Origin of the sequence: Streptomyces liliiviolaceus (assembly GCF_018070025.1) — a bacterium.
GTDB lineage: Bacteria > Actinomycetota > Actinomycetes > Streptomycetales > Streptomycetaceae > Streptomyces > Streptomyces liliiviolaceus.
On the sequence record NZ_JAGPYQ010000002.1, the window covers coordinates 2,236,156 to 2,257,870 of the forward strand.

The 21,715-nt window shown below is 71.9% G+C and carries 14 protein-coding genes; 9 read left to right on the plus strand and 5 right to left on the minus strand.

The window, feature by feature from the left end; all coding sequences use genetic code 11:
* Window positions 1-3: 3 nt before the first annotated feature.
* Together J8N05_RS45070 and J8N05_RS45075 are read right to left on the minus strand one after the other, a co-directional pair.
* The gene (locus J8N05_RS45070) at window positions 4-1,212 is read right to left on the minus strand and encodes an acyl-CoA dehydrogenase family protein (protein WP_210893655.1); all 1,209 of its coding nucleotides are present in this window, start codon (window positions 1,210-1,212) and stop codon (window positions 4-6) included.
* A 252-nt stretch (window positions 1,213-1,464) separates the two neighbouring features.
* A complete protein-coding gene (locus J8N05_RS45075; protein WP_210893656.1) occupies window positions 1,465-3,612 on the minus strand; it encodes a PI-PLC domain-containing protein in 2,148 nt (715 codons plus the stop codon).
* Between the two features lie 207 nt (window positions 3,613-3,819).
* Between J8N05_RS45075 and J8N05_RS45080 the strand changes: the two genes are divergently transcribed.
* The 3 genes from J8N05_RS45080 (at window position 3,820) to J8N05_RS45090 (ending at window position 6,611) form a co-directional block, all read left to right on the plus strand.
* The gene (locus J8N05_RS45080) at window positions 3,820-4,470 is read left to right on the plus strand and encodes a hypothetical protein (RefSeq protein ID WP_247706957.1); all 651 of its coding nucleotides are present in this window, start codon (window positions 3,820-3,822) and stop codon (window positions 4,468-4,470) included.
* A 139-nt stretch (window positions 4,471-4,609) separates the two neighbouring features.
* Entirely contained in the window at window positions 4,610-4,951 is a 342-nt protein-coding gene (locus J8N05_RS45085) for a hypothetical protein (protein WP_210893657.1), read from the plus strand.
* Between the two features lie 190 nt (window positions 4,952-5,141).
* Window positions 5,142-6,611 (plus strand): PP2C family protein-serine/threonine phosphatase, encoded by a 1,470-nt coding sequence (locus tag J8N05_RS45090; protein WP_210893658.1) that lies wholly within the window; start codon window positions 5,142-5,144, stop codon window positions 6,609-6,611.
* A gap of 94 nt (window positions 6,612-6,705) precedes the next feature.
* On the opposite strand, the gene J8N05_RS45095 is transcribed toward J8N05_RS45090, so the two are convergent.
* Window positions 6,706-8,223 carry a DNA-binding protein NsdB gene (locus J8N05_RS45095; protein WP_210893659.1) on the minus strand — a complete coding sequence of 506 codons (1,518 nt, stop codon included), beginning with the start codon at window positions 8,221-8,223 and terminating at the stop codon, window positions 6,706-6,708.
* 232 nt (window positions 8,224-8,455) lie between these two features.
* On the opposite strand from J8N05_RS45095, the gene J8N05_RS45100 reads away from it, so the two are divergent.
* Both J8N05_RS45100 and J8N05_RS45105 read left to right on the plus strand, forming a co-directional pair.
* Window positions 8,456-9,598 (plus strand): aminoglycoside phosphotransferase family protein, encoded by a 1,143-nt coding sequence (locus tag J8N05_RS45100; protein WP_210893660.1) that lies wholly within the window; start codon window positions 8,456-8,458, stop codon window positions 9,596-9,598.
* A gap of 345 nt (window positions 9,599-9,943) precedes the next feature.
* A complete protein-coding gene (locus J8N05_RS45105) occupies window positions 9,944-11,995 on the plus strand; it encodes an N-acetylmuramoyl-L-alanine amidase (protein WP_210893661.1) in 2,052 nt (683 codons plus the stop codon).
* Window positions 11,996-12,019: 24 nt separating this feature from the next.
* Here J8N05_RS45105 and J8N05_RS45110 read toward each other — a convergent pair whose 3' ends face one another.
* Window positions 12,020-12,874, minus strand: coding sequence for a (2Fe-2S)-binding protein (locus J8N05_RS45110; protein ID WP_210893662.1), 855 nt, complete (start codon window positions 12,872-12,874; stop codon window positions 12,020-12,022).
* Window positions 12,875-13,164: 290 nt separating this feature from the next.
* On the opposite strand from J8N05_RS45110, the gene J8N05_RS45115 reads away from it, so the two are divergent.
* From J8N05_RS45115 to J8N05_RS45130, 4 genes are all read left to right on the plus strand, one after another.
* On the plus strand, window positions 13,165-14,346 hold the full coding sequence (locus J8N05_RS45115) for an ATP-grasp domain-containing protein (RefSeq protein ID WP_210893663.1): 1,182 nt from the start codon (window positions 13,165-13,167) through the stop codon (window positions 14,344-14,346).
* A complete protein-coding gene (locus J8N05_RS45120; RefSeq protein WP_247706958.1) occupies window positions 14,343-16,103 on the plus strand; it encodes an IucA/IucC family protein in 1,761 nt (586 codons plus the stop codon). Before J8N05_RS45115 ends, J8N05_RS45120 begins: the two co-directional genes overlap by 4 nt.
* 99 nt (window positions 16,104-16,202) lie before the next feature.
* Entirely contained in the window at window positions 16,203-18,023 is a 1,821-nt protein-coding gene (locus tag J8N05_RS45125; protein ID WP_210893665.1) for an IucA/IucC family protein, read from the plus strand.
* Window positions 18,020-19,285 (plus strand): type III PLP-dependent enzyme, encoded by a 1,266-nt coding sequence (locus tag J8N05_RS45130; protein ID WP_210893666.1) that lies wholly within the window; start codon window positions 18,020-18,022, stop codon window positions 19,283-19,285. Before J8N05_RS45125 ends, J8N05_RS45130 begins: the two co-directional genes overlap by 4 nt.
* Here the strand turns inward: J8N05_RS45130 and J8N05_RS45135 are convergent.
* Window positions 19,255-21,651: a glycoside hydrolase family 95 protein gene (locus tag J8N05_RS45135; protein ID WP_210894376.1), complete on the minus strand. Its 2,397-nt coding sequence runs from the start codon at window positions 21,649-21,651 to the stop codon at window positions 19,255-19,257. The two genes, J8N05_RS45130 and J8N05_RS45135, sit on opposite strands and share 31 nt — an antisense overlap.
* Window positions 21,652-21,715: the final 64 nt, after the last annotated feature.

A 21,715-nucleotide genomic window follows, 5' to 3' on the forward strand; every position in this document is an offset into this window, starting at 1 on the left:
CGCTCAGCCCAGTTCCGCGCTTCCGAGGTGCTGCAGGAGCTGGTCGGTGGTCAGCGGGTGGAACGGTCCGCTGCGCGCGTCGCGGTACAGCCTCTCCAGCGGGTGACCGCGGCGGTAGGCGCCGCCGCCGACCAGGCGCATGCCGATGTCGACGACTTGGATCGCGTTCTCGGTCGCCACGACCTTCGGGATCTCCAGCGCGCCGAGCCTCAGCGCCGGGTCGTCGGGCAGGTCGCGCCGCTCGTTGAGGCGCGCGGCGGCGACCTCGATCGTGTTGGCCGCGGCCTCGATGAGGACGCGCATCTCCCCGACACCGACCTGCACCAGTTGCTGGTCGCCGACCCTGACGTCGGCGGCCTCGGGCACCGCGCCGAGCCGTTTCGTCCGCAGGATCGCGCGCGTCTCGTCGTACGCCCGGCGTGCGAGCCCGAGGTACACCGACGCGAAGGTCAGCGTCTGCCATTCCAGGTTCGCGAACAGACCCGGCCGGAACTCCGGCGACACCAGGTCGGCGGCCGGTACGAACACGTCCTCGAACACCACGGTCTCGGTGCCCGTCGCGCGCATGCCCAGGGCGTCCCAGGTCTTGTCGACGCGCACACCCTCGGCCGAGGCCGGGCAGACCAGCAGCACCTCGCGTGTCGCGCGGACCGCGTGGTCGGCCGGCAGTTCGCCGTCGGGCTCGGTGATCGTCGCGTTGAGTGTGTGGAAGTCGGCCACCGGCGCCAGGGTGCCCCAGCTCTTGCGCCCGCTGACACGGAAGCCGCCATCGACCGGCACGGCTCGGGTGTCGGCCAGGCCGATCACACCGGCGCGGGTCTCGCTGTACGCGCCGTCGAAGAGGTGTCCGTCGCGGGCCACGCCCGGGAAGAAGCGCTCCTGGTGTTCCTCGCTCCACATGCCGCGGAAGAAGCCGATCACGCCCCAGTGCATGTTGAAGGCCAGGGCGATCGCCGGATCTCCGTACGCCAGCAGTTCGACGCACCGGGCGGTGGTGGCGATGTCGGCGCCCCAACCGCCGTACCGCTTGGGCACGTTGAGGCCGGGGAGCCGCAGCGCGCGTACGCGCTCGGCCAGTTCGTACGGGAACGTGTTCTCCGCGTCGTGCCGCGGCCCGGCCTTGCCGAACTCCTCGGCCAGTTGGCGGCAGGTCTCGTACGCCTGCTCGCGCTCGGCGGAGGTCATCTCGACGACGTGCACCGGTGGGGCCATCACGTCCTCCTCGCTCGCGACGGCGCGGAACGCCGCCGGACTCTGCGGGGCTGCGGGGCTGCGGGGCTGCGGGGCTGCGGGGCTACGGGGCTACGGGGCTACGGGGCTACGGGGCTACGGCAGGGTCGTGCGGGAATCACCTACAGCAGAATCAAATACCGCAGGCCTCGCCCAGGCCGCAAGAACGCCTGCCCGACCTGTCCGAAACGGTCTTGTGGCCGGGGCCGGGGCCGGGGCCGGAGCGGGACCGGGTCAGTCGCGCTCCGCGTTGAGCCGGTCCACCGCGGCCTTCGCGTCCCCGACGGTCAGGTAGTCGACGGCGACGAAGTTGACCGGCCCACCCCTCACCCGTTCGCACCGGTGCGCGCGGTCCAGCACGGCCTGGCGGGTGTTGATGGCGCCCGCGTCGAGACGGCTGCCGCCGTCGGCGGTGATGAAGTGGTTGAGCAGGAACAGCCGCTTGCCCGTGCCACCCCGGTGCGGGACACAGCTCAGTTCGCCGGGGGAACGGAAGGCGAACGGCGTCTCCATGGCGTACCGGTAGAAGTTGCGGTACCAGGGCGCCGGCCCGTCGGCCCGCTCGGCGAAGACCACGAGCCGGCGCCCGCTGTCGATCATCTCGCCGAGTGTCGGCCAGGGCCGGTCCGGATCCTCGTCCGGGGTGAACACCAGGTCCCCCAGACCCGCTTCGCGGAACGCGCCCTCCGTGTCCTCGCCGCTGACGGCGTCCTGGACGATCAGTGTGAGGACGTCGCCCGGGTGGGCTCGCAGCCAGTCGCCGATCTGCCGCAGCGTCGGCACGAGTTCGATCGCGCCCGCACGGCAGACGGAGTGACAGAGCCACAGGCCAGGCCTCGGCGGGTTGAGCCCCTGGACGGCGGCGGTGATCTGGCGGCGCAGCTCGGGCGGGAAGTCCGACTCGTCGAGCCGGTCGGTCACTTCCTCGGGCCGTTCCCAGCGGTAGGTGTCGAGTTGCAGGGCCCGTACGCCCGCGTCGAGCTGATCGGCGATGAGGGGGTCCTGGAGGGGGCCGATGAACCTGTCGGCGGTGGTGGACATGGCGTTGTGCGAGGTGAGGTGGGCGACCTCGTCGTACCGCCGGTCGCACAGCCGCGGGCTGCCCTGGCAGCTGCGTGGGGCGTCGTCGGAGAAGGCGATCGGCACGAGTGCGACGCCCGCGAGGGCGAGGGCCGTCGCGCCGGCCGCGGGCCACAGCCCCGGCCGCCACGCGCGTGCGGGCATCTTGCGCCGCTCCCCCGCCCAGGCCAGGCCGACCAGGAGGGCGCCGGCCACCACCGGCACGAGGGCCGCGGTCAGCATTCCCGCGAGGAAGCGGTCGACCGCGGTGGTCTGCAGGTCGTCGAGCAGCCGGACCGCCGACTCCGGCCAGGCCGCGGAGATCTCCACCGGATCGCGGCCCACGGTCCACAGGATCACGAGCGCGACGAGCGCCGTGCACAGTCCGCCGGCCGCGAGCGCCCAGCCGAGGTGCCTCAGCCGCCGGGGCCGGGAGTCGGGGCCGGTGAACCAGAGTGCGGCGAGGGCCGCGATGCCGAGGGCGGCGGCCAGGGGTTCGACGACGTCGAGGGTGAGGTGGGTGGCCGCGCGGACCCGACGTACCTCGTCGAGTTCGAGGTCGGCGGCGATGTCCCAGGTCCCGCCGTCCGCGGCCGTGCGCAGCCGGGCGGCGGCGGCGCGGGTGCGCTCCGAGAAGGCCGCCGGTCCGACGGCGGCGAGGGCGGTGGCCACGTCGCCGTTCTGCAGGGCGACCGTGACCTCCGGGCGCAGCGTGCCGCGTACGTCCTCGGGGGCGGCCCGCAGCAGGGCGTCGGCGGCGGTGGCCGCCTGGGTCTTCGTCAGGGCCAGCGACGGCAGGCCTTCCGGGGGCTCTCCGGCACCGACCTGACCCACCGCGTCCTTCAGGTCGGCGAGGAAGGCCGGAAAGTCCGGTTCCCGCTGCTCCTGGAGCGAGGAGACCATGTCGCCGAAGTACGCCCTGGTCAGGCCGGTGACGTTGGCGATGACCGGCCGCAGGTCGACGGAGAGCCGCAGGTCGTCCCTGTTTCCGCGCAGGTAGTCGACGAGGTGCCCGATCTGTTCGTCCGTCAGCGCGCGCAGGGTCTCGGGCGGGAGAACCGTCTTGAGGTTGGAGGTCAGCACGGCCTCGGGCACCGGCAGCCGTCCCAGCAGGTCGCGGGTGACGGGCGTGATCCGCGGGTCGACCAGCACCTGGTTGTAGAGCCGGTCGTACGCGTGTTCGTCGGCCAGCACCGAACGGTGGAAGCCCGCGCTCAGTACGGTGCTGCGCGCGGTGGCCGTCAGCGCGACGACCGCGACGCACAGGACCGCGCAGATCCAGGCCCCGCAGCGCAGCGCTCGTATCCGGGTCGACCCGACCATGCCCTCATGCTGCGCCAAGGGTCACGCGGTGGCGAGCCGTGGGGCGGAACGGGTGAGGCGTTTTCGGACGGCCCCGCGGCCTGCGGACCCACACGGCATGCCTGAGCGGATTTTCCGACATAAAGTGCATTTCGACCGACGCCCGATTTCCCCGGCTCATCGACAACAACAGCGACAGCGACACGGCGACAGCGAGGACAGCACTCGATGAACACACCACCGTCCCCGGAGCGGCCCCTCGGACCCCGCGGGCCCCGCCGACCGGGCCGTACGCGTTCGACCGTCGTCGCGGTGGCGGTCCTGGCCGCGGTCGTGGGCGCCGTCACCTCGTGCAGCACCGACAGCGGCTCGGACACCTCCACCCCCTCCTTCAGCGAACGCCCCTCGCCTCCCGACACCGCGTCCTTCTCGGGAACGGCTCCCTCGATGAAGGAGTCGGTCGTCGAGTCCGCGCGCGCCGCGGCCTCCGCGGCGGCGTCCTCCGCCTCGGCCGCGGCCTCCTCCTTCGAGGCGTCCGTGTCGGCCGAGACGGAACGGGCCGACAAGGCCGCGGAGAAGGCGCTCAAGGACGTCGACGGCCAGGGAAACGCGATGTCCGACGTCTCCATGACCGGCAAACCCCGGTCCGGGACCGGCGGCCTGCTCGTCGTCATGGTGAACATCACCAACAAGACCGACAGCGAGGCCTCGTACGCCGCGCGGGTCGATTTCCTCGACTCCTCCGGCAAGACGGTGGAAACAAGGTACGTCGGCGCGGAGAACCTCGCCCCCGGCGAACGCGCCCAGCCGCTCGCCGTCAGCCGCAAACCGGCCGATCCACCCCTGACCCCGAAACTGTCCCAGGCCCAGCGGTACTGACGACCACACACCCGAGAACACCGGGCGGAGCACGGCCCGCACTTCCAGATGGACTCGTGCACAAGAAGGGCTGGCCGACCCTGATGCCATCGGGGCACAGCGCGCGCACCGGCACGCGTTCACCACGTGGTACGCGTCGGTGCGGGAGCTCGCGCCGTGCGCGGACGCGCTCTACGCGCAGTTGCAGGCACCCGAGCACTGGGTGCCGTACGCGGACACGCGGTCCACGCTCGCACGGCTGACCGACGCGGAGGTCTCGCACGCCTGCCGCGAGTTGGGGGTCGTGCCCGCCGAGACTCTGATGGTGGGTGATCATCCGGCGAAGGACGGTGGGGCGGCGGGTGCCGGGCTCCGTGCCTACGTGCTGCCCGTCGGCGCCGTGCCGGGCGCGCCCCGGGGGCTGGACGCCGTGCTGCGGCTGGCAGGAGCGGCCGGGGTGGGTCGCGCTCCCTCGGCTCCCCGTGTCGAGTACGACCGTTGAGTACGGTCCGACCGTCGATCCGCGTACCGGATTCGCCCCGGTCAGCTCCCGCGGCAGGACGGTGGCACGTGCCAGCGGCACCACCCTGTCGTGTGTTGCCGAATCCCTTACAGCGCGTCGCAGGCTGTGCAACAGTCGTAACGGTCCTTCCCTCTGCCTTGGTCGTACCGTGCCTGTATCGGAGTACGTCATGCCGTCCCATCTCTCGGCGGACCACCCTGCCGCCCAGCCGCCTGAGCGCGGCTCGGTCGACGCGCTCATCTCGCAGACGCGCCGGCTCCGGGGCGACATGGACGCCGTACGACGTGACGCGCCGGCCGACGGCACGGACCCGGAGCGGCGCTGGCAGCGCGCCCTGTGCGACCTGGCCATGCATCAGCTCGACGACCTCGACGCGCACTTGGCGCAGTTGCGGGACGGTCCCTCGACCGTGCCCGCCGAGCGGGAGGCGGCACTCCCCGTCGTACAGGCGGTGCCGCCCGCTTCCCCCGGGGGCGGCTCGCTGATCAGCCGGGTCGGCAGTGCCGAGTGGAACCTGCTGACGGACGAGGCGACCTGGTCCGGTGAGCTGTACCAGATCCTCGGCAGGGACCCCGCCGCTCCCCCGCTCACCCTCGACGAACTGCCCTCCGTCGTCCTGGACGAGGACCGGCCGAGGCTGACCTCGATGGTCACGGACTGTCTGATCGACGGCAAGCCGATCGACGGGGAGTTCGGCATGGTCCGGCCCGACGGCGGCGTACGGACCGTGCACATGATGGGTGAGCCGGTGCTCGACGCGGACGGCAGCACCGCCTCCATGTGGGCCGTCCTGCGGGACGTCAGCGAACTGCGCCGCAGCCAGCGGACCGTGACGGAGACCTGTGACTCGCTGCAGCGCCAACGGCAGGCCGCGCAGACCGAACACCGCCTCGCGGTCGAGTTGCAGGAAGCCGTCCTGCCGCCGTGGCGCGGCTCCCCGACACTCCCGCGGCAGGGCCCGGGAACACTGGATCTGGCCGCCCGTTATCTGCCCTCCTCCACCAGCACGCTGATCGGCGGCAATTGGTACGACGCCCTCGACATGCCCGACGGGCAGACGCTGTTGAGCGTCGGCGACCTCACCGGCCACGGCGTCGCCGTCACCTCGGGCATGGCGATGCTGCTCGGCGCGCTGCGCGGCATGGCCGTGGCGGGCACCGAACCCGGCCAGCTGATGTCCTGGCTCAACCAGTTACTCGACGCCTCCGTCCAGCCCGCCCTGGGCAGCGCGGTGTGCTGCCGCTACCGGCCCCAGAGCCGGACCCTCGTGTGGGCGCAGGCCGGACACCCCGCCCCGCTGCTGTTCCGCAACGGGACGGGGCGGATGCTCGCCCCGCCCGACGGCGTCCTGCTCGGGGCCACCTCGGGTGCCGTCTACGGGCAGGCCGAAGTGCCCCTCGAACCGGGCGACCTGCTCCTCCTGCACACCGACGGACTGGTCCCCGCACGGTGGGGGTGCCGCCCGGACGCGACCGGCACGGTGGAGAGCACCGCGGACGTCAGCCGCCTGCTCGACCTCGCCCCCCGCTTCCAGGAGGCCCGCAGCGCACAGGACTGCGTACGGATCGTGGTGGAGGAGTTCGGTGAGACGCAGCGCGAGGACGACGCCTGCGTACTCGTCGCCCGGGTCACCACCTGAGGAATCCTGAGGCAGGCGGCCCGGGTCGTCCCGTCGCTCTCGTCGTTCTCTCTCGGCGGTCTCGGTCTCTCGGCGGTCTCGGCGCGCAAGCCCCCTATGCCCGCGCGCCGCCTGCGCCGCCCCTCGGCTTCGACGAACCGGACTTCAACGAGCCCTTGGGCAGGGACAGTTTGATCTCCTCACGCAGCTCGTGGATCTTCGGATAGCTGGAGTACTGCCCCGTCAGCCGGTACATCTCGCGGAGCCGGTCCCAGGTGCGATGGGAGGAGTTCGACCCCATCGACGTCAGGGCCAGGCGTGCGTACCGGTCGGCCTGTTCGGGGTCGTCGGCGATGAAACAGGCGGAGGCGAGCGAGAGATGGTCGAAGATCTTCGACCGGTCCCGGCCCTTCTCCCGGAGCGCCAGGGCCTCCTTGGCATGGCGCTGCGCGACGGCGGCCGCGGCCGGGTCGTGCTCCGCCAGCGTCCGGTAGGCCAGGGCCTGCATCCCGTGCATGTCCGCCTCGTCGAAGAGCTGCATCCAACTCGGCGGCGGCACGTCGCCCTTGTCCGAGACGAAGAGGTCCTCCGCCTCGCCCAGGGTGCGCCGCATGGCCTGGCCCTTGCCCAGTGACGCCTGCGCCCAGGCCTCGATGGTGCAGAGCATGGCCCGCGTACGCGGCAGGACCTCGTCGCCCGATCCCGACTTGGCGAGGTTCATGAGGTCGAGCGCGTCGTCGGGCCGGCCCAGGTGCACCATCTGACGGGCCGCCCGCGAGAGCGCCTCGCCCGCACGGGGCCGGTCACCGCCTTCCCGGGCCGCGTGCGCGGCGATGATGAAGTACTTCTGAGCCGTGGGCTCCAGGCCGACGTCGTGCGACATCCAGCCCGCGAGCACGGCGAGATTGGCGGCGACGCCCCACAGGCGCCGCTGCAGATGGTCGGGGTGCCGGTAGGAGAGCATGCCTCCCACTTCGTTGAGCTGTCCTACGACAGCCTTTCTCTGCAGGCCGCCACCGCGGGACGCGTCCCAGGCCCGGAACACCTCGACCGAGCGCTCCAGTTCCTCGATCTCCTGCGACCCGATGGGGGCGGCCTCGTAACGGTCGAACCCGGCGGGGTCGGCGTGCAGGGGATCGTCGGTGTCAGGGGCGTCGGCCACCAGGGCCGGATCGGTGTGCAGCCACTCGTGCATGGAGCTGCTGATGGCGGATCCTGCGGCGAGCGCGGCGCCCGCGCCCACCAAGCCGCGTCGGTTGAGCATGAGGTCCATTCCCGTGAATTCGGTGAGGACCGCGGCAGTCCGCTCGGGCGCCCACGGCACACCGTCGGGATGTTCAGCACTCCCGCCGCTTGGCCGTTTCCCCGTACGCCCGTGCCGGACCAGACCGAGATCCTCGATGGTCACGACACGGCCGAGACGCTCGGTGAACAGTGCTGCCAGCACCCGTGGCACCGGATCGCGCGGGATCTCTCCCGTGTCGATCCACCGCCGCACCCTTGAGGTGTCCGTCGCCAGCTGGGGGTGGCCCATGGCCGCCGCCTGCCGGTTGACCAGCCTCGCGAGTTCGCCCTTGGACCAGCCGGCCAGGCCGAACAGGTCCGACAGTCGGGTGTTGGGTTGTCCGCTCACGTCAAGCCCCCAGGTTCTCGGCTGAGTTGACAGTAACCGTCTGTCAGTTGCTGAGCGACTATTCGCCAGGGTTCGCCAGGGCACGCCAGATGGTGTGCCAGTGGGCGCCGGGTGTCAGGTAGGAACGCGCCACCCCGACCCGGTCGCCGAGGGACATTCCCCAGGGTGTACCGGCGCGACCGGGGCGGGTAGCGCGGCAACTCGCCGGCACACGAAGGGATCTGTCTCGCCCATGTACACAGCATCGTCCTCCGTGTCCGCCCCACCCCGGTCGCTGCACGCCCGCCCGGTCGGCGGCGGCCCGTACCTCGACCCCGCGCGTCCCGCGGCGGCCCCCGTGCTCGGTGCCGGCCGGACGCGGCGCATTCCGGGGCTCGGGACGCCACCGCTCAGCGGGAGACTCGACTTGTCCGGCCCCCAGGGAGCCCAGTTGCGTACGGCGATCGCGTCGGTGCACCGGATCTGCCCGGAGTTCGCTCCGGTGCAGGTGCTGCGCCGCAGCGGACGCTCCGTGCTCCTGGTGGGCACGACAGGGCGCAGCACCGCGGTGGCCAAGTGTTTACTGGACCACTCTCCCGTGTGGACCGAGCGGATCCGGCACGAGATAGCGGCATACCGCTCGTTCGTGCGGCACCGGCCGCCGGTGCGGGTACCCCGGCTGATCGCGGCGGACCCGGACAACTGCACCCTGGTGATCGAGCGGATGCCGGGACGGGTGGCGGCGCTGAACCGGCATCCGGTGGAGGCCCCGCCCCGTGCGGACATCAGGGCCGCGCTCGGCGCGATCTGCCGGCTGAACGCGTGGCGTCCGCCGGCGGGGACGTTCGACGCCCCGCTGGACTACGCGGCGCGGATCTCCCGGTACCACGAACTGGGGCTGCTCACCGACCGGGACATGGGCGACCTGCAGAAACTGGTGCACGGCATCGCGCATTCGGCCGGCCGCCAGGGCATGGGCCAGTTCTGTCACGGCGATTCCCTCCTGTCGAACATGCTCCTGTCACCGGCCGGTCCAGTGCTGGTGGACTGGGAGCACGCGGGTTGGTATCTGCCGGGGTACGACCTGGCGACGCTGTGGGCGGTCCTCGGGGAGGCGCCCGTCGCCCGCCGGCAGATCAGCCAGCTGGCCCAGTCGGCGGGTCCCGCGGCGCGTGACGCGTTCCTGGTGAACCTGATGCTCGTCCTGACCAGGGAGATCCGTACGTACGAGACGGCCGTGCAGCGGTCGATGCAGGATGCGACTCCGGCGGCACCGGGACCGGCCCACCCGGGCGCCGCGCCGTCCGGTGAGGAACAGCGGCTGCTGCTGAGGCGGCTGCACGACGACTGCCAGATGGCCCGCAAGGCCGTTCGCGCGGCGGTCGGTACTCGCTGACGGGGACGAAGGCCCGCGGTACGCCCAGGGACAGGGCGCACCGCGGGCCTTCTCCGTGTCCGCAGCCTGTTCTGCGGGCGGTCCGCCGCCTGTTCCGCGGCCCGTCCGCCGCCTTTCCGCCGCGTCGCTTCGCGGCCCCTCCCACCGCCTCGGCATCAGAGGTCCACTCCACTGACGCCTCGCAGGCCGGGTCACCACCGCACCGAAAGCGGTGAATCCCCCACCGCTGACGTGGGAAATCATCCGCCTCTGGGAATGATTGACGGATCGTCGGACAGCCGGTACCACTGACGCACACCCGCCCCCGTACGCACCGTCACGCCCGATCGTCCCAGGAGGCCTGCTTTGCGAGGATCCCCCACCGACCCCAGCACTTCCGCCCGGCACAGACGTGCCCGCCGGACCGCGGGTGCCGTCGCCTCGGCCGCACTGCTGCTGCCCCTGCTCGGTGCCGCCCCGTACGACGGCGACGGCAGCCCGGCGTCCGCGCCCTCCGCGCGTCTGCAGAATGCTTTCGCCGACGCCGCCGATGACTACGACGTACCGCAGAGCGTGCTCCTGGCCGTCTCCTATCTGCAGTCCCGGTGGGACGCGCACGAGGGGGCTCCGAGCGTCACGGGCGGCTACGGCCCGATGCATCTGACCGACGCCCGCACGGCGATCGCCCGGACCGTGGCACCGCACCACAGCGACGGTACGGAGGACGCGCGGGGCGACGACTCCCGCGGCCCCCGCCTGCCCGACGCTCAGGATCCGGACACGCGGGAGTCGGGCACGCAGGAGTCGGGCACGCCGGAGTCGGACACGCGGGTTCCGGCGAACGCCGAGCTTCCGGCGCGCCTCAAGACGCTGACGAAGGCCGCCGAGCTGAGCGGCCTTCCCGCGGAGCGGCTGCGGACGGACGCCGCGGCGAACGTGGCGGGCGGTGCCGCGCTGCTGGCGGCGGCCCAGAAGCAGCTGGGCGAGCCGCTCAGTGCCGACACGGCCGACTGGTACGGAGCGGTGGCGCGCTACTCGGGCGCCGACGACACGGCGACGGCGGCGACGTACGCCGACGACGTCTTCGACGTGATCCGCCGCGGCGAGGAGCGCACGACGGACTCGGGGCAGCGGATCACGCTCGCCGCTCAGCCCCGATTGCGGCCGGCGACCGCCCAGTTGAGGGCGGCGGGGCTGCGGGCTCCGGCGGCGGGCACCACCGAGTGTCCGTCGACGGTGTCCTGCGAGTGGATTCCGGCGCCGTACGAGGAGTTCGGGGACGGCGACTACGGCAACCACGACCTGGGGAACCGGCCGAAGTCCCAGAGCATCAAGTACATCGTCGTCCATGACACCGAGGGCGCCTGGGACGGCGTCCTCAACCTGGTGCAGGACCCGACCTATGTGTCGTGGCAGTACACCCTGCGCTCCACCGACGGGCACATCGCCCAGCACGTGAAGGCCAAGGACGTGGCCTGGCACGCGGGCAACTGGTACATCAACGCCAAGTCGATCGGCCTGGAGCACGAGGGGTTCCTGACCGCGCCCGACACCTGGTACACGGAGGCGATGTACCGGTCGTCCGCGCGTCTGGTGACGTACCTGGCCAAGAAGTACGGCATCCCGCTGGACCGGCAGCACATCCTCGGCCACGACACCGTGCCCGGTACGACGACCGCGACCATCCCGGGGATGCACACGGACCCGGGCCCGTACTGGGACTGGCAGCACTACTTCGCGCTGCTCGGCAAGCCGCTGCACGCGACGGCCGGGCCGAAGGGCGGGCTGGTGACCGTCGCGCCGAAGTTCGCCGTGAACCAGCCGGTGTTCACCGGGTGCGTCACGGCGGGTCAGCCCTGTGCCGCCCACGGATCCAGCGCCGTACGCCTCTACACCGAGCCGCGCGAGGACGCCCCGCTGATCAAGGACATCGGTCTGCGGCCCGGCGGCGGTGACTCCACCACCGATGTGAACGACCTGGGTTCGCGGGTCTCCACCGGTCAGCGGTACGCGGTCGCCGGGCGCGACGGCGACTGGACCGCGATCTGGTACCTCGGCCAGAAGGCCTGGTTCAAGAACCCGGCCAAGCAGCCGACGGCGGTGGACGCGGCCGGTGCCGTCATCACCCCGAAGGCCGGGCTGACCGACATCCCGGTGTACGGGCGGGCGTACCCGGAGAAGGAGGCGTACCCGGAGGGTGTGCCCGTCCAGTCGGTGTCGCCGCTGCCGTACAAGCTGCTCGCGGGGCAGAAGTACGCGGTCGGTGACAAGGTGCCCGGCGAGTACTTCTACGCGCCGACCTTCGACACGACACCGCACCGGGTGGTACGGGGTTCGGACATGTACTACGAGATCCAGTTCGGGCACCGGGTGGCGTTCGTCCGGGCCGCCGATGTGCGGGTGATGCCGTCCGCGTGAGCCGGGGGCGGGCTGTGCCGGGTCTCAGGACTCGATCCGGCGCAGCCGCTCGGCGTCGCAGGTGCGCGGGCAGGTGGCGCAGGCCTCGGCGGGGCGGATCGTGTAGTAGAGGCAGCAGCCCATACGGGTGCGGGTCGGGTGTTGCCGGCCGTCGCCGCCGGTGAGATGGCGGAAGTCCGCGCCACCGGGGAAGGGCGCGACGGCGGAGGGCAGCAGCGCGGTGGCGGCCCGCACGGAGTCCGGTTCCCGGCCGAGCATGCGGCCGAGGTACCAGATACCGGAGACGAGGTCGTCGGTGACCAGGCCCCACAGCGCGCGCGGGCCGCGCCGGATGTAGGGACCGATCGCGGAGAGCAGCGGCTCCATGTGGTCGGCGACGGCGACCCTCAACTCCGCCCGCAGTGCTTCCTCGTGAGGAACAGTCAGAACGCCGGGGAGCACGCCGGCCGAGTCGTCCGGCAGACAGGCCAGGTCCGACCCGGGGGTGATCTCGAACGTGCCGGACGACAGCTCGATCCACACGTCCTCGGGGCGCACACGCGGCACCCGGCCGGTGAGATACCAGACGCCGCTCATCAGCAGGCCGACCGACCACGCGTAGTCGTGCAGGGCGCGGGACGCGGCGACATCGCGGCGCGGGACGTGGTCGTAGCGTTCCCGGATGCGGGAGTCCTCGGCCGACAGGAACGCCTCAAGGGCCTCCTGATTCTTCGTCAACTCCGCGCCGCTCAGGCCCGTTCGAGTGAAGTCCGATGCCGGGTCCGCCATGCGCACCGTCAACGCCGGGCACACCTGGACCAGTTGCCGATACGTGTCGGAGAGCAGGCCTGACACGGTCGTGGGCGCACCGGTCGACACGGTCTCCAGGGCCACGGTCATCGGTACTCCTGTGCATGGGGGAAAGCAGGAAAAGCAGGTAAGCCTTACCTTAGTATAGAGATCGCTAACAGCGGTGCGTGACGACACCCCCTGAGCAACGATCAAGGGAGGCGCACGTCACAGCACGTCCATGGCCGGTTGAGAAACAGAACATGCCTAACCTGATTTCACTTAATGTGACTGCGCCCGAACAGGCCGCACCTGCGCGGGCAGAGCCCTGCCTCACCACGCCCCACCGGCCTGCCGCTCGTCCTCACCCGCCCACCCACGAGCGGAAGTTGTTCTCCCGCGTGCGTATGTACCTGCTTGCCCGTAACCCCACCGACTCCGTCACCGAGGGGTTTCTGCCCGCCGCGGCACGGCTCGGCCTCGACGTGACCGTGCTCACCGACCAGCCGGACACCCATCGGCGCGTGTACCCGGAGACGGACATCGTGGAGTGCGACGTCCGCGACTTCCGTTCCGTCGTCACCGCCGTCTCGACGCTCGGCCGCCCCGACGCGATCTTCTCCAACAGCGACCATCTGCAGACCCAGACCGCGCTGGCCGCCGACTACTTCGGTCTGCCGGGCAAGGACTGGCGGGTCGCCCTGCGGACCAAGGACAAGGCGGAGATGCGGCGCCGTCTCGCGTCCGCCGGCCTGGACGCGGTGTGGTCGGCGGAGGTCGCCGAGGACACGGACGTGGCCGCCCTCGCCGCGCCGTTCCCGTGTGTCGTCAAGCCGCGTGAGGGCGTGGCCAGCGAGGACGTCGTACGCGTCGAGGACCTCGGGGAGCTGGTGGCCCGCTGCGCGGAGATCCATGGCCGACGTCCCGGGGCCGCCCTGGTCGTCGAGGAGTATCTGCCCGGCGAGCTGTACACCCTGGAGACGCTCGGCGACGGCCGAATCCGCCATGTCCTGGGCGGCTTCCACACCGTGCTGTCCCCGCCGCCGTACTTCATCGAGGAGCGACTGACCTTCGTCGCGGCCCATCCCGAGCCGGTCGTCGCCCAGGTGCTCGCCCAACTCGACGCACTCGGGGTCGGTTTCGGCGCCTGTCACACCGAGTTCGTGGTGCACGAGGGACGCGCGAGGATCATCGAGGTCAACTACCGTGCCATAGGCGACCAGTGCGATCTGCTGCTGGCACACCTGCTGGATGTCCCGCTCTTCGAGCACATCCTGCGTACGCACCTGGGTGAGCCCCTGCCCGCCTCGCTCGGAGCGCGGCGCGACGGCGTGGCCCGCCTGGACTACCCGTACGCCGAGAGCGCGGGCACGCTGACGGCGGCCCCGGCCGCGACCGAACTCGACTCCGGCGGGGTGCGGTTGACCTACCGGCCGCTCCGCGAGATCGGTGAGCGGCACGAGGTGTACCGCACCAACCGCGACTTCCTCGGCGTGGTGCGGGCCATCGGGACCGTCCAGGAGGACGTGGACAAGGCTGTGGCCGGGTTCCTGGCCGGTCAGCGGTGGGACATCCAGCCGTGATCGGTTCCGAGGGCGCACTGGTGATCCGGGTGCTCGGCGCCCTGCTGCGCGAGGACGTCGTCGGCCTGCGCTCGTCGGGCAGACTCGTGCACCGCCCGGACGGCGCCTGGCTGCGACGGGACGCCGGTGAGGGGCAGGCGTTTCTGCTGCCGGTCGTCGAGGACGGGTTCCAGTGCGAGTACGCGGCACGACTGCCGTTGCTCGTAGCGGAGTTCAGTGGCTCCGAGGAGTCCGTGTCCTACCTGTCGTGCGACACGATCCTCGCCGCCCTGCGCGGTCTCGCCCACCCCCTCGACCGGGACGGATTCGACGCGTTCGCCGAGGAGTGCCGTCAGACGCTGGCCACCATGCGGCTGCACACGGCGGTCCGCGACGAGGTGGCCGGGCGGCTGACGGACACTCATGGACATTCGCCCGCAGGCTGGTCGGGGATGTCCGGAGGGCTGGCGTACGACACCCTCGCCGCCCACCTGGACCATCCCGTCTACCCCACGGCCCGCGGCCGATCCGGGCTGGACGAGCGCCAACTCCGCTCGTACGCGCCGGAGATGGCTCCGCGCTTCGCACTGCGCTGGCTCGCGCTGCCGCAAGACGCTGTCGCGGTCACCGGAACGCTTCCGGAGGGCTGGCCCACCCCCGCGCGGCTCGGGCTCACGGGCCTCGACGGCACGCATGTGGCCCTGCCCGTGCACCCGTTGACCGTCGGGCCCGCGCTGGAGGAGGCCCTGCGCGCGACCGGGGCGGCGGACCGGGCCGTGCTCGCCGACCGGGCCCACCTCGACGTCGTACCGACCCTGTCGATGCGTACCGTGGCCCTGACCGCCCAGCCGCTCCTGCACGTCAAACTCCCTTTGGCCACCGCCAGCTTGGGGCTGCGCAACCGGCGGACCATCAAGCCCGGCACGCTCCTCGACGGGGCCGCGGGACAGCGTCTGATCGAGCAGATCGTCGACCGCGAGCCGCGCTTCGCGCGCACGATCCTGCACGCCGACGAGACCGTGTACGCGCATGCCGGGCACGAACTGCTCGCCGCCCTGTTCCGCCGGTACCCCGACGGCCTCCAGGACTCCGCCGTCGTACCCATGGCCGCCCTCCTGGCCGAAGCACCGGGCGGACGGCTGGTCGCCGACCACCTCGCCGACCGTTTCTACGACGGTGACGTCCTCGGGCTGCTCGACGCGTGTCTGACCCTGCTCTTCGACTGGCAGACCACCCTGTTCGGGTACGGGATCGCGCTTGAGTCGCACCAGCAGAACATCTCGCTGGTGCTGGACCGGCGGCCCGACGGCCGTACCCGGCTGCGGCTGCTGTTGAAGGACAACGACGGGCCGCGCATCAACGGCGCGCGGCTGGGCGAGCGGCTGGGGGCCGCGGCGCCGGGCCCCGCGGACTTCGACGACGTCAGGACCTTCACCGACGGCGACCGGCCGGTCGTCGACCTGTTCACCACCATCACGGTCCATCTGTGCGCGGGCGCCTACGCCTTCGGGCTCGCGGGGCACGGCCGGGCACCCCTGCCGGTGCTGCTGCGGCTCGTGCGCGACCGGCTCGCCGAGGCGATCGAACGACTCGGTACGGGGACCGGCGAACCCGGTGCCGTGCTGCGGGCCCAGGTGCTGGACGCGCCGCGCCTGCCGGTCAAGGCGATGGTCACCGCCGGAACGCTCCTCAGCAAGGAACGCTCGGGCGCGGCGGACATCAACAAGCACTACACCAGCGGGCCCAACTACCTGCTCCGCGCCGGGACTTCGGCATGAGCGTCGAGGCGCGGCGCTGCCGGCCCCCGCCCCGGCCGACGCCCCGATCTTCGGACGCTCGACCGTTCTTCGCTCTCTTCGCACTTGCTGGAGCCGCACATGCCCCCGCTGACCGACTCGCTCGGTAGCACCTCCCTCGCCACCCCCCGCCGTACCCCCAGCCCCGCTCCCGACCCCGCGCCGCAGGCTCACCTCCCCACCGCCGACGAGGTCGTGGCGCACACGCTCCTCAACTGCCTGTTGCGCGAGGTGTCGGCCCCCGAGCACCAGACCGCCCTCACCGACCGCCATCTGCTGCTGCGGCTGCCCCGCCGCGGTGTGCTGCTGCGGGTCGCGCTGCGGCGTACGTCGATGCTCGGCGCGCACCGCTTCACCGGGCCGGTGAGTGAGCGGACGGCCGATGGCGGCTGGAGCGAGATCGGCTGGCGGCGGCTGGCGGAGCACACACAGGACGAGCTGTCCCTGCGGACCGGTGTGCGCAACGAGGAGTTCCTGGAGCAGATCGACTCCAGCCACCGGAGTATCGCCGCGTCCTTCGCCGTACGGGCCGGGGCTCACCGCGTGCGGCGCGGTACCGGCCCGGCAGCGGCGGACACACCCGTCGCCGCCTATCTGGCCTCCGAGCAGTCGCTGCTGTTCGGGCACCGCTTCCACCCCACACCCAAGGCCCGCACCGGGGACGCGGACTCCTGGCCCGCCTACGCGCCGGAGGCCGGCGCGGCCTTCCCGCTGCGCCACCTCGCCGTGCGCGAACACCTGATCGCGGAGGAGTCCGCGGAGCCCGGCGCCCTGGACGCACTCGACCGGCTGACCGCGCCCACCTCACTCCCCCAGGGCTACCGGCTGCTGCCCGCGCACCCCTGGCAGTACGAGATGCTGCGCGAGCACCCGACACTGCGCGCGGCTCTGGGACGCGGGGACATCCTCGACCTCGGGCAGACCGGCAGGCCGTTCGCCGCCACGGCGTCCGTGCGGACCCTGTACGACGGCGAGTCGTTCCTGAAGTTCAGCCTGAACATCAGGATCACCAACTGCCTGCGCAAGAACGCCAGTTACGAGCTGTCCGGCGCCGTCGCGCTCACCCGGGTACTGGGTCCGGTCCTGGCCGACCTGGCCGAGCGGTTCCCCGGCAGCGCGGTGCTCCGCGAGCCCGCCTACCGCAGTCTCGCCCTGGCAGGACCCGACGGAACACCGGACCGCGAGCTGCTCGAAGGCTTCGGCGTCATCGTCCGCGAGGGCCTGGCCCACCGGCTCCTGCCCGGCACCACCCCACTGCTCGCGGGCGCCGTGGCGGACGAGTACCCCACCAGCGCCGCGCACATCTCCCGGCTCCTCGACGGGGCCGGACCGCGGGCCGCACTCGACTGGTGGGCGGCCTACCTCAGGCTCCTCGTGCCGCCCGTGCTCGCCGCCTACTTCGACCACGGCCTCGTACTGGAACCCCACTTGCAGAACGTGCTGATCTGCGTCGACGGCGACGGCATGCCCGCCCAGGTCCTCTTCCGTGACCTGGAGGGCACCAAGCTCGTGCCCGAGCGGCACGCCGAGACCCTCGCCTCGCTGCCGCCCGAGGTCGCGGGCCCGATGACGTACGACGCGCAGCGCGGCTGGGACCGGGTCGTCTACTGCCTGCTCGTGAACCACGTCGCCGAACTGCTCGCGGCCATCGCCGATCTCCATCCCCGCGCCGAGGCCGCGTTGTGGGCCGAGGTCCGCGGCGCCCTGCGCACGTACGCCGACCGCTACGGCTGCCCTCCGCCGCTGGCCGCCCTGCTCGCGGGAGTGCCCCTGCCCGCCAAGACGAACCTGCTGACCCGCTGGGCGCGCAAGGCCGACCGCGAGGCCGGATACGTCCGTCTGCCCTCGCCCCTCGGCGAACCGGTCACTGCCGCCGCCACCGCCCCCGGGAGCGCCCGATGACTGACCCCACCGACGCCGTACGGGACCGGGTGCTCGCCCTCCCCTCCGGTGAACTTCCGGCTTACGTCTACGACTTGGCGGCGCTGCGTGCTCACGCGGCGGCCGTGCGGGCCTGTCTGCCCGAGCGCGTCGAGCTGTACTACGCGGCGAAGGCCAACCCGGAGCCGGAGATCCTGGCCGCGCTGAGTGCGTACGTGGACGGTTACGAGGTCGCGTCGGGCGGCGAACTCGCCCATGTCGCCGAGGCGGTGCCGGGCCGCCCGCTGGCCTTCGGCGGTCCCGGCAAGACTCCCGCCGAGATCGTGGCCGCGCTGGACCTCGGTGTGGAGCGCTTCCATGTGGAGAGCGAGTACGAGCTGCGCATGCTGGCCGAACTGGCCCGGCAGGTGCGCCCCGGCGGCCGGGTGGGAGTGCTGCCGCGTTTCAATCTTCCGGTCGCCGCGGGCTCGTTGGCGGGGAGTTCCCTCGCCATGGGCGGGCGCCCCTCCCCCTTCGGCCTGGACCCGGCCCGGGCCGACACGGTCATGGGCCTGCTCACCGACGGCACGTATCCTCATCTCGAACTCAAGGGTGTGCACGCCCACCTGGTCAGCGGACTGAGGGCTCCTGAGCTGCTCGCGGTGGCCGAGTCGATCGTGGACTGGTCCGTGCGGCTGGCGGAGCGGCACGGGGTACACCTGGCGGAGGTGAATGTCGGCGGGGGCATGACGGTCGATTACGCGGCCCCCGACGAACGCTTCGACTGGGCCGCGTACGGGACCGGTCTCGCCCGACTTCTGGCACGGCACAGCGATCTGACGTTGCGTATCGAACCAGGGCGGGCGCTGACGGCGTACTGCGGCTGGTACGCGACCGAGGTCCTGGACGTGAAGCCGAGTCACGGCGAGGAGTTCGCGGTGGTCCGCGGCGGCACGCATCACCTGCGCACTCCGGCGACCAAGGGGCACGACCAGCCCTGCACCCTGCTCAAGGTGGAGGACTGGCCGCATCCGTGGGACCGGCCGGTCGTGCGAGGCGAACTCGTCACACTCGCAGGCCAGTTGTGCACCCCGAAGGACGTCCTGGCCAGGAACGTCCCCGCATCGGAACTGCGCGCCGGCGATCGTGTGGCGTTCGGGCTGGCGGGTGCCTACGCGTGGAACATCTCCCACCACGACTTCCTCATGCACCCGCGACCCGGTTTCCACTTCCTCGGTGCGCCGGGCCGAGTGTCCGGTCGGCACCGGGTTCCTCAAGCGCCGGGCGGTGCGCCCCAGACGTAGGTCCGGCCCGCGATCGCCTTGAACGTGGTCTCGCCGTCGGGCACCAGCCCGCTGCGGACGGTGAGGCGTCGCGTGCGGGAGGCGGTCAGGGCGACGCGGGTCGCGCGGCCGTCGGCCCATGCGATGTCGACGGTGGCGCCGCCGCGGGCGCGCAGCCCGCTGACCGAGCCGTCCCGCCAGGCGGCGGGCAGCGCGGGGAGAATCTCGATGATGTCGTACTGGCTCTGCAGCAGCATCTCGACGACTCCGGACGTCGCTCCGAAGTTGCCGTCGATCTGGAACGGCGGATGCGTGTCCCAGAGGTTGGGCAGGGTCGAGGACTTGAGCTGTTCGGCGAGCATCTTGTGCGCGTGGTCGCCGTCGCGCAGCCGCGCCCAGAAGTTGATCTTCCAGGCCTTGGACCAGCCGGTGCCGCCGTCCCCGCGTGCCGTGAGCGAGACCTTCGCGGCGTCGGCCCACGCGCTGCCGGGCTCGACCTGGCGGCCGGGGTGCAGCGCGTAGAGGTGGGAGACGTGCCGGTGGTCGTCCGCCGGGTCGTCCAGATCGGCCTTCCACTCCTGGAGCTGACCCCAGGAGCCGATACGCAGGCCGGGGTCCAGGTCGGCGAGGGTCCTCTCCAGTTCCGCGCGGAACGCGGGGCTGTCGCCCAGGGTGCGGGCCGCCTCCAGGGTGTTGGTCAGCAGGTCGTGCACGATCTGCTGGGACATGGCCGCGCCCGCGGTGAAGTCGCCGTGCTCGGGCGAGTAGCTGGGCGTGACGACGAGCGTGCCGTCGCGGGGATCGGTGCGCAGGTTGTCGAGCCAGAACTCGGCGGCCTCCTTCATCACCGGGTACGCCGTCGAGCGCAGATACTCCACGGACCCGCCGAACCGGTAGTGCTCGTACAGCTGTTGCGTCAGCCACGCGGCGGCCTCGGGGAACCAGAAGGCGGTGGGCCAGTCGTGCACGCCGGTGAAGCCGTACGGGTTGGTCTCGTTGTGCACGACCCAGCCCCGCGAGCCGAACATCTCCTTCGCCATAAGGCGTCCGGGTGCGCGCAGCGCCTCGACGAAGCGGTCGTAGGGCGCCGTGGTCTCGGCGAGGTTCGCGGCCTCGGCGGGCCAGTAGTTCATCTGCAGGTTGATGTTGACGTGGTAGTCGGCCGACCAGGGCGGTGACGTGCTGTTGTTCCAGAGGCCCTGGAGGTTGGCGGGCAGTGAGCCGGGGCGTGAGGAGGCGATCAGGAGGTAGCGGCCGTACTGGAAGTAGAGAGCTTCCAGGGCGCGGTCCGTGGCCGTGGCGCCGCCGGTGTAGTTCGCCAGCAGCTGGTCCGTCGGGACGTCGGGGACCTCGGCGCGTACGTCCAGCGCCACGCGGCCGAACAGGGCCCGGTGATCTCGTACATGACGGGCCATCAACGTCTCGAAGCGTTCGCCGCCCGCCTTGTCGACGGCCCGGGTGACGGCCGCGTGCGGGTCCTCGCCCCGGTAGCCGGGGTACGTGTCGGCGTAGTCCGTACCGGCGGCCAGCACGAACCAGGCGCTGTCGGCGTCCGTCACGGTCAGAGTGCCGTCGGAGTTCGCGGTGACGGCGCCGCGCTCGCCGCTCACGCGGACGCGGAGCTGCGCCTCGAAGCGCAGTCCGTTGTCGGCCAGGGCGCCGCGCACCGTCAGCCTTCCGCCGGCCGCGGTGGTGGCGGACGTGACGGTGAAGTCGGTGCGGGGCGAGGTGTAACGGAGGGTGAGGGCGACACTGCCCGGCCGGTCCGCGCTCAGCCGTCCCGCGATCACCCCGTCGGGGTGCGAGGCGAAGAACTCCCGCCGGTGGCTCACCTCTTGGTGGGTGTGGACGACGGTCGCCACGGCGTCGGCGATGTCGAGTGCGCGTCGGTAGGTGTCCGGGGGCGTCGCCGGTGCGTCCGGCACGTCGATGTGGAGGTCGCCGAAGGTCTGGTGGGCGCCGTACCCGGCCTTCGGCTGGCCGAGTTCATCGGCGACGGCCTCGGGGTCGAGACGGGTCCCCGCGTCGATGCGGTCCTGCACGGCGGTGATCGCGCCGGGACGGGCGTCGCGCCAGTTGCCGTGGTCGTACCCCTGGACCGAACCGGGGCCGCCGGTCCAGAGGGTCTTCTCGTTGAGCTGCAGTCGCTCGGAGGCGAGCGTCCCGAAAACCGTGGCGCCGAGGGCGCCGTTGCCGATGGGCAGCGCCTCACGCTCCCAGTCGTCGGCCGGGGCGGTGTACCAGAGGGACGAGAGTCCGGGTGACGGTGGTGACGCCACCGCCGACACATCCGATGTATTTGGCGTATCCGCAGCCACCGCCTCTCCGGAACCAAGGGCGCCGGACCCCAGGGCGATACCGGCCGCACCGCCAACTGCGGTCCTCAGCGTGGCTCTTCGGGAGGGTAGGGAGAGTTCTCGGGTCGATCGCGCGTCGCGTGGTTCAGATGAC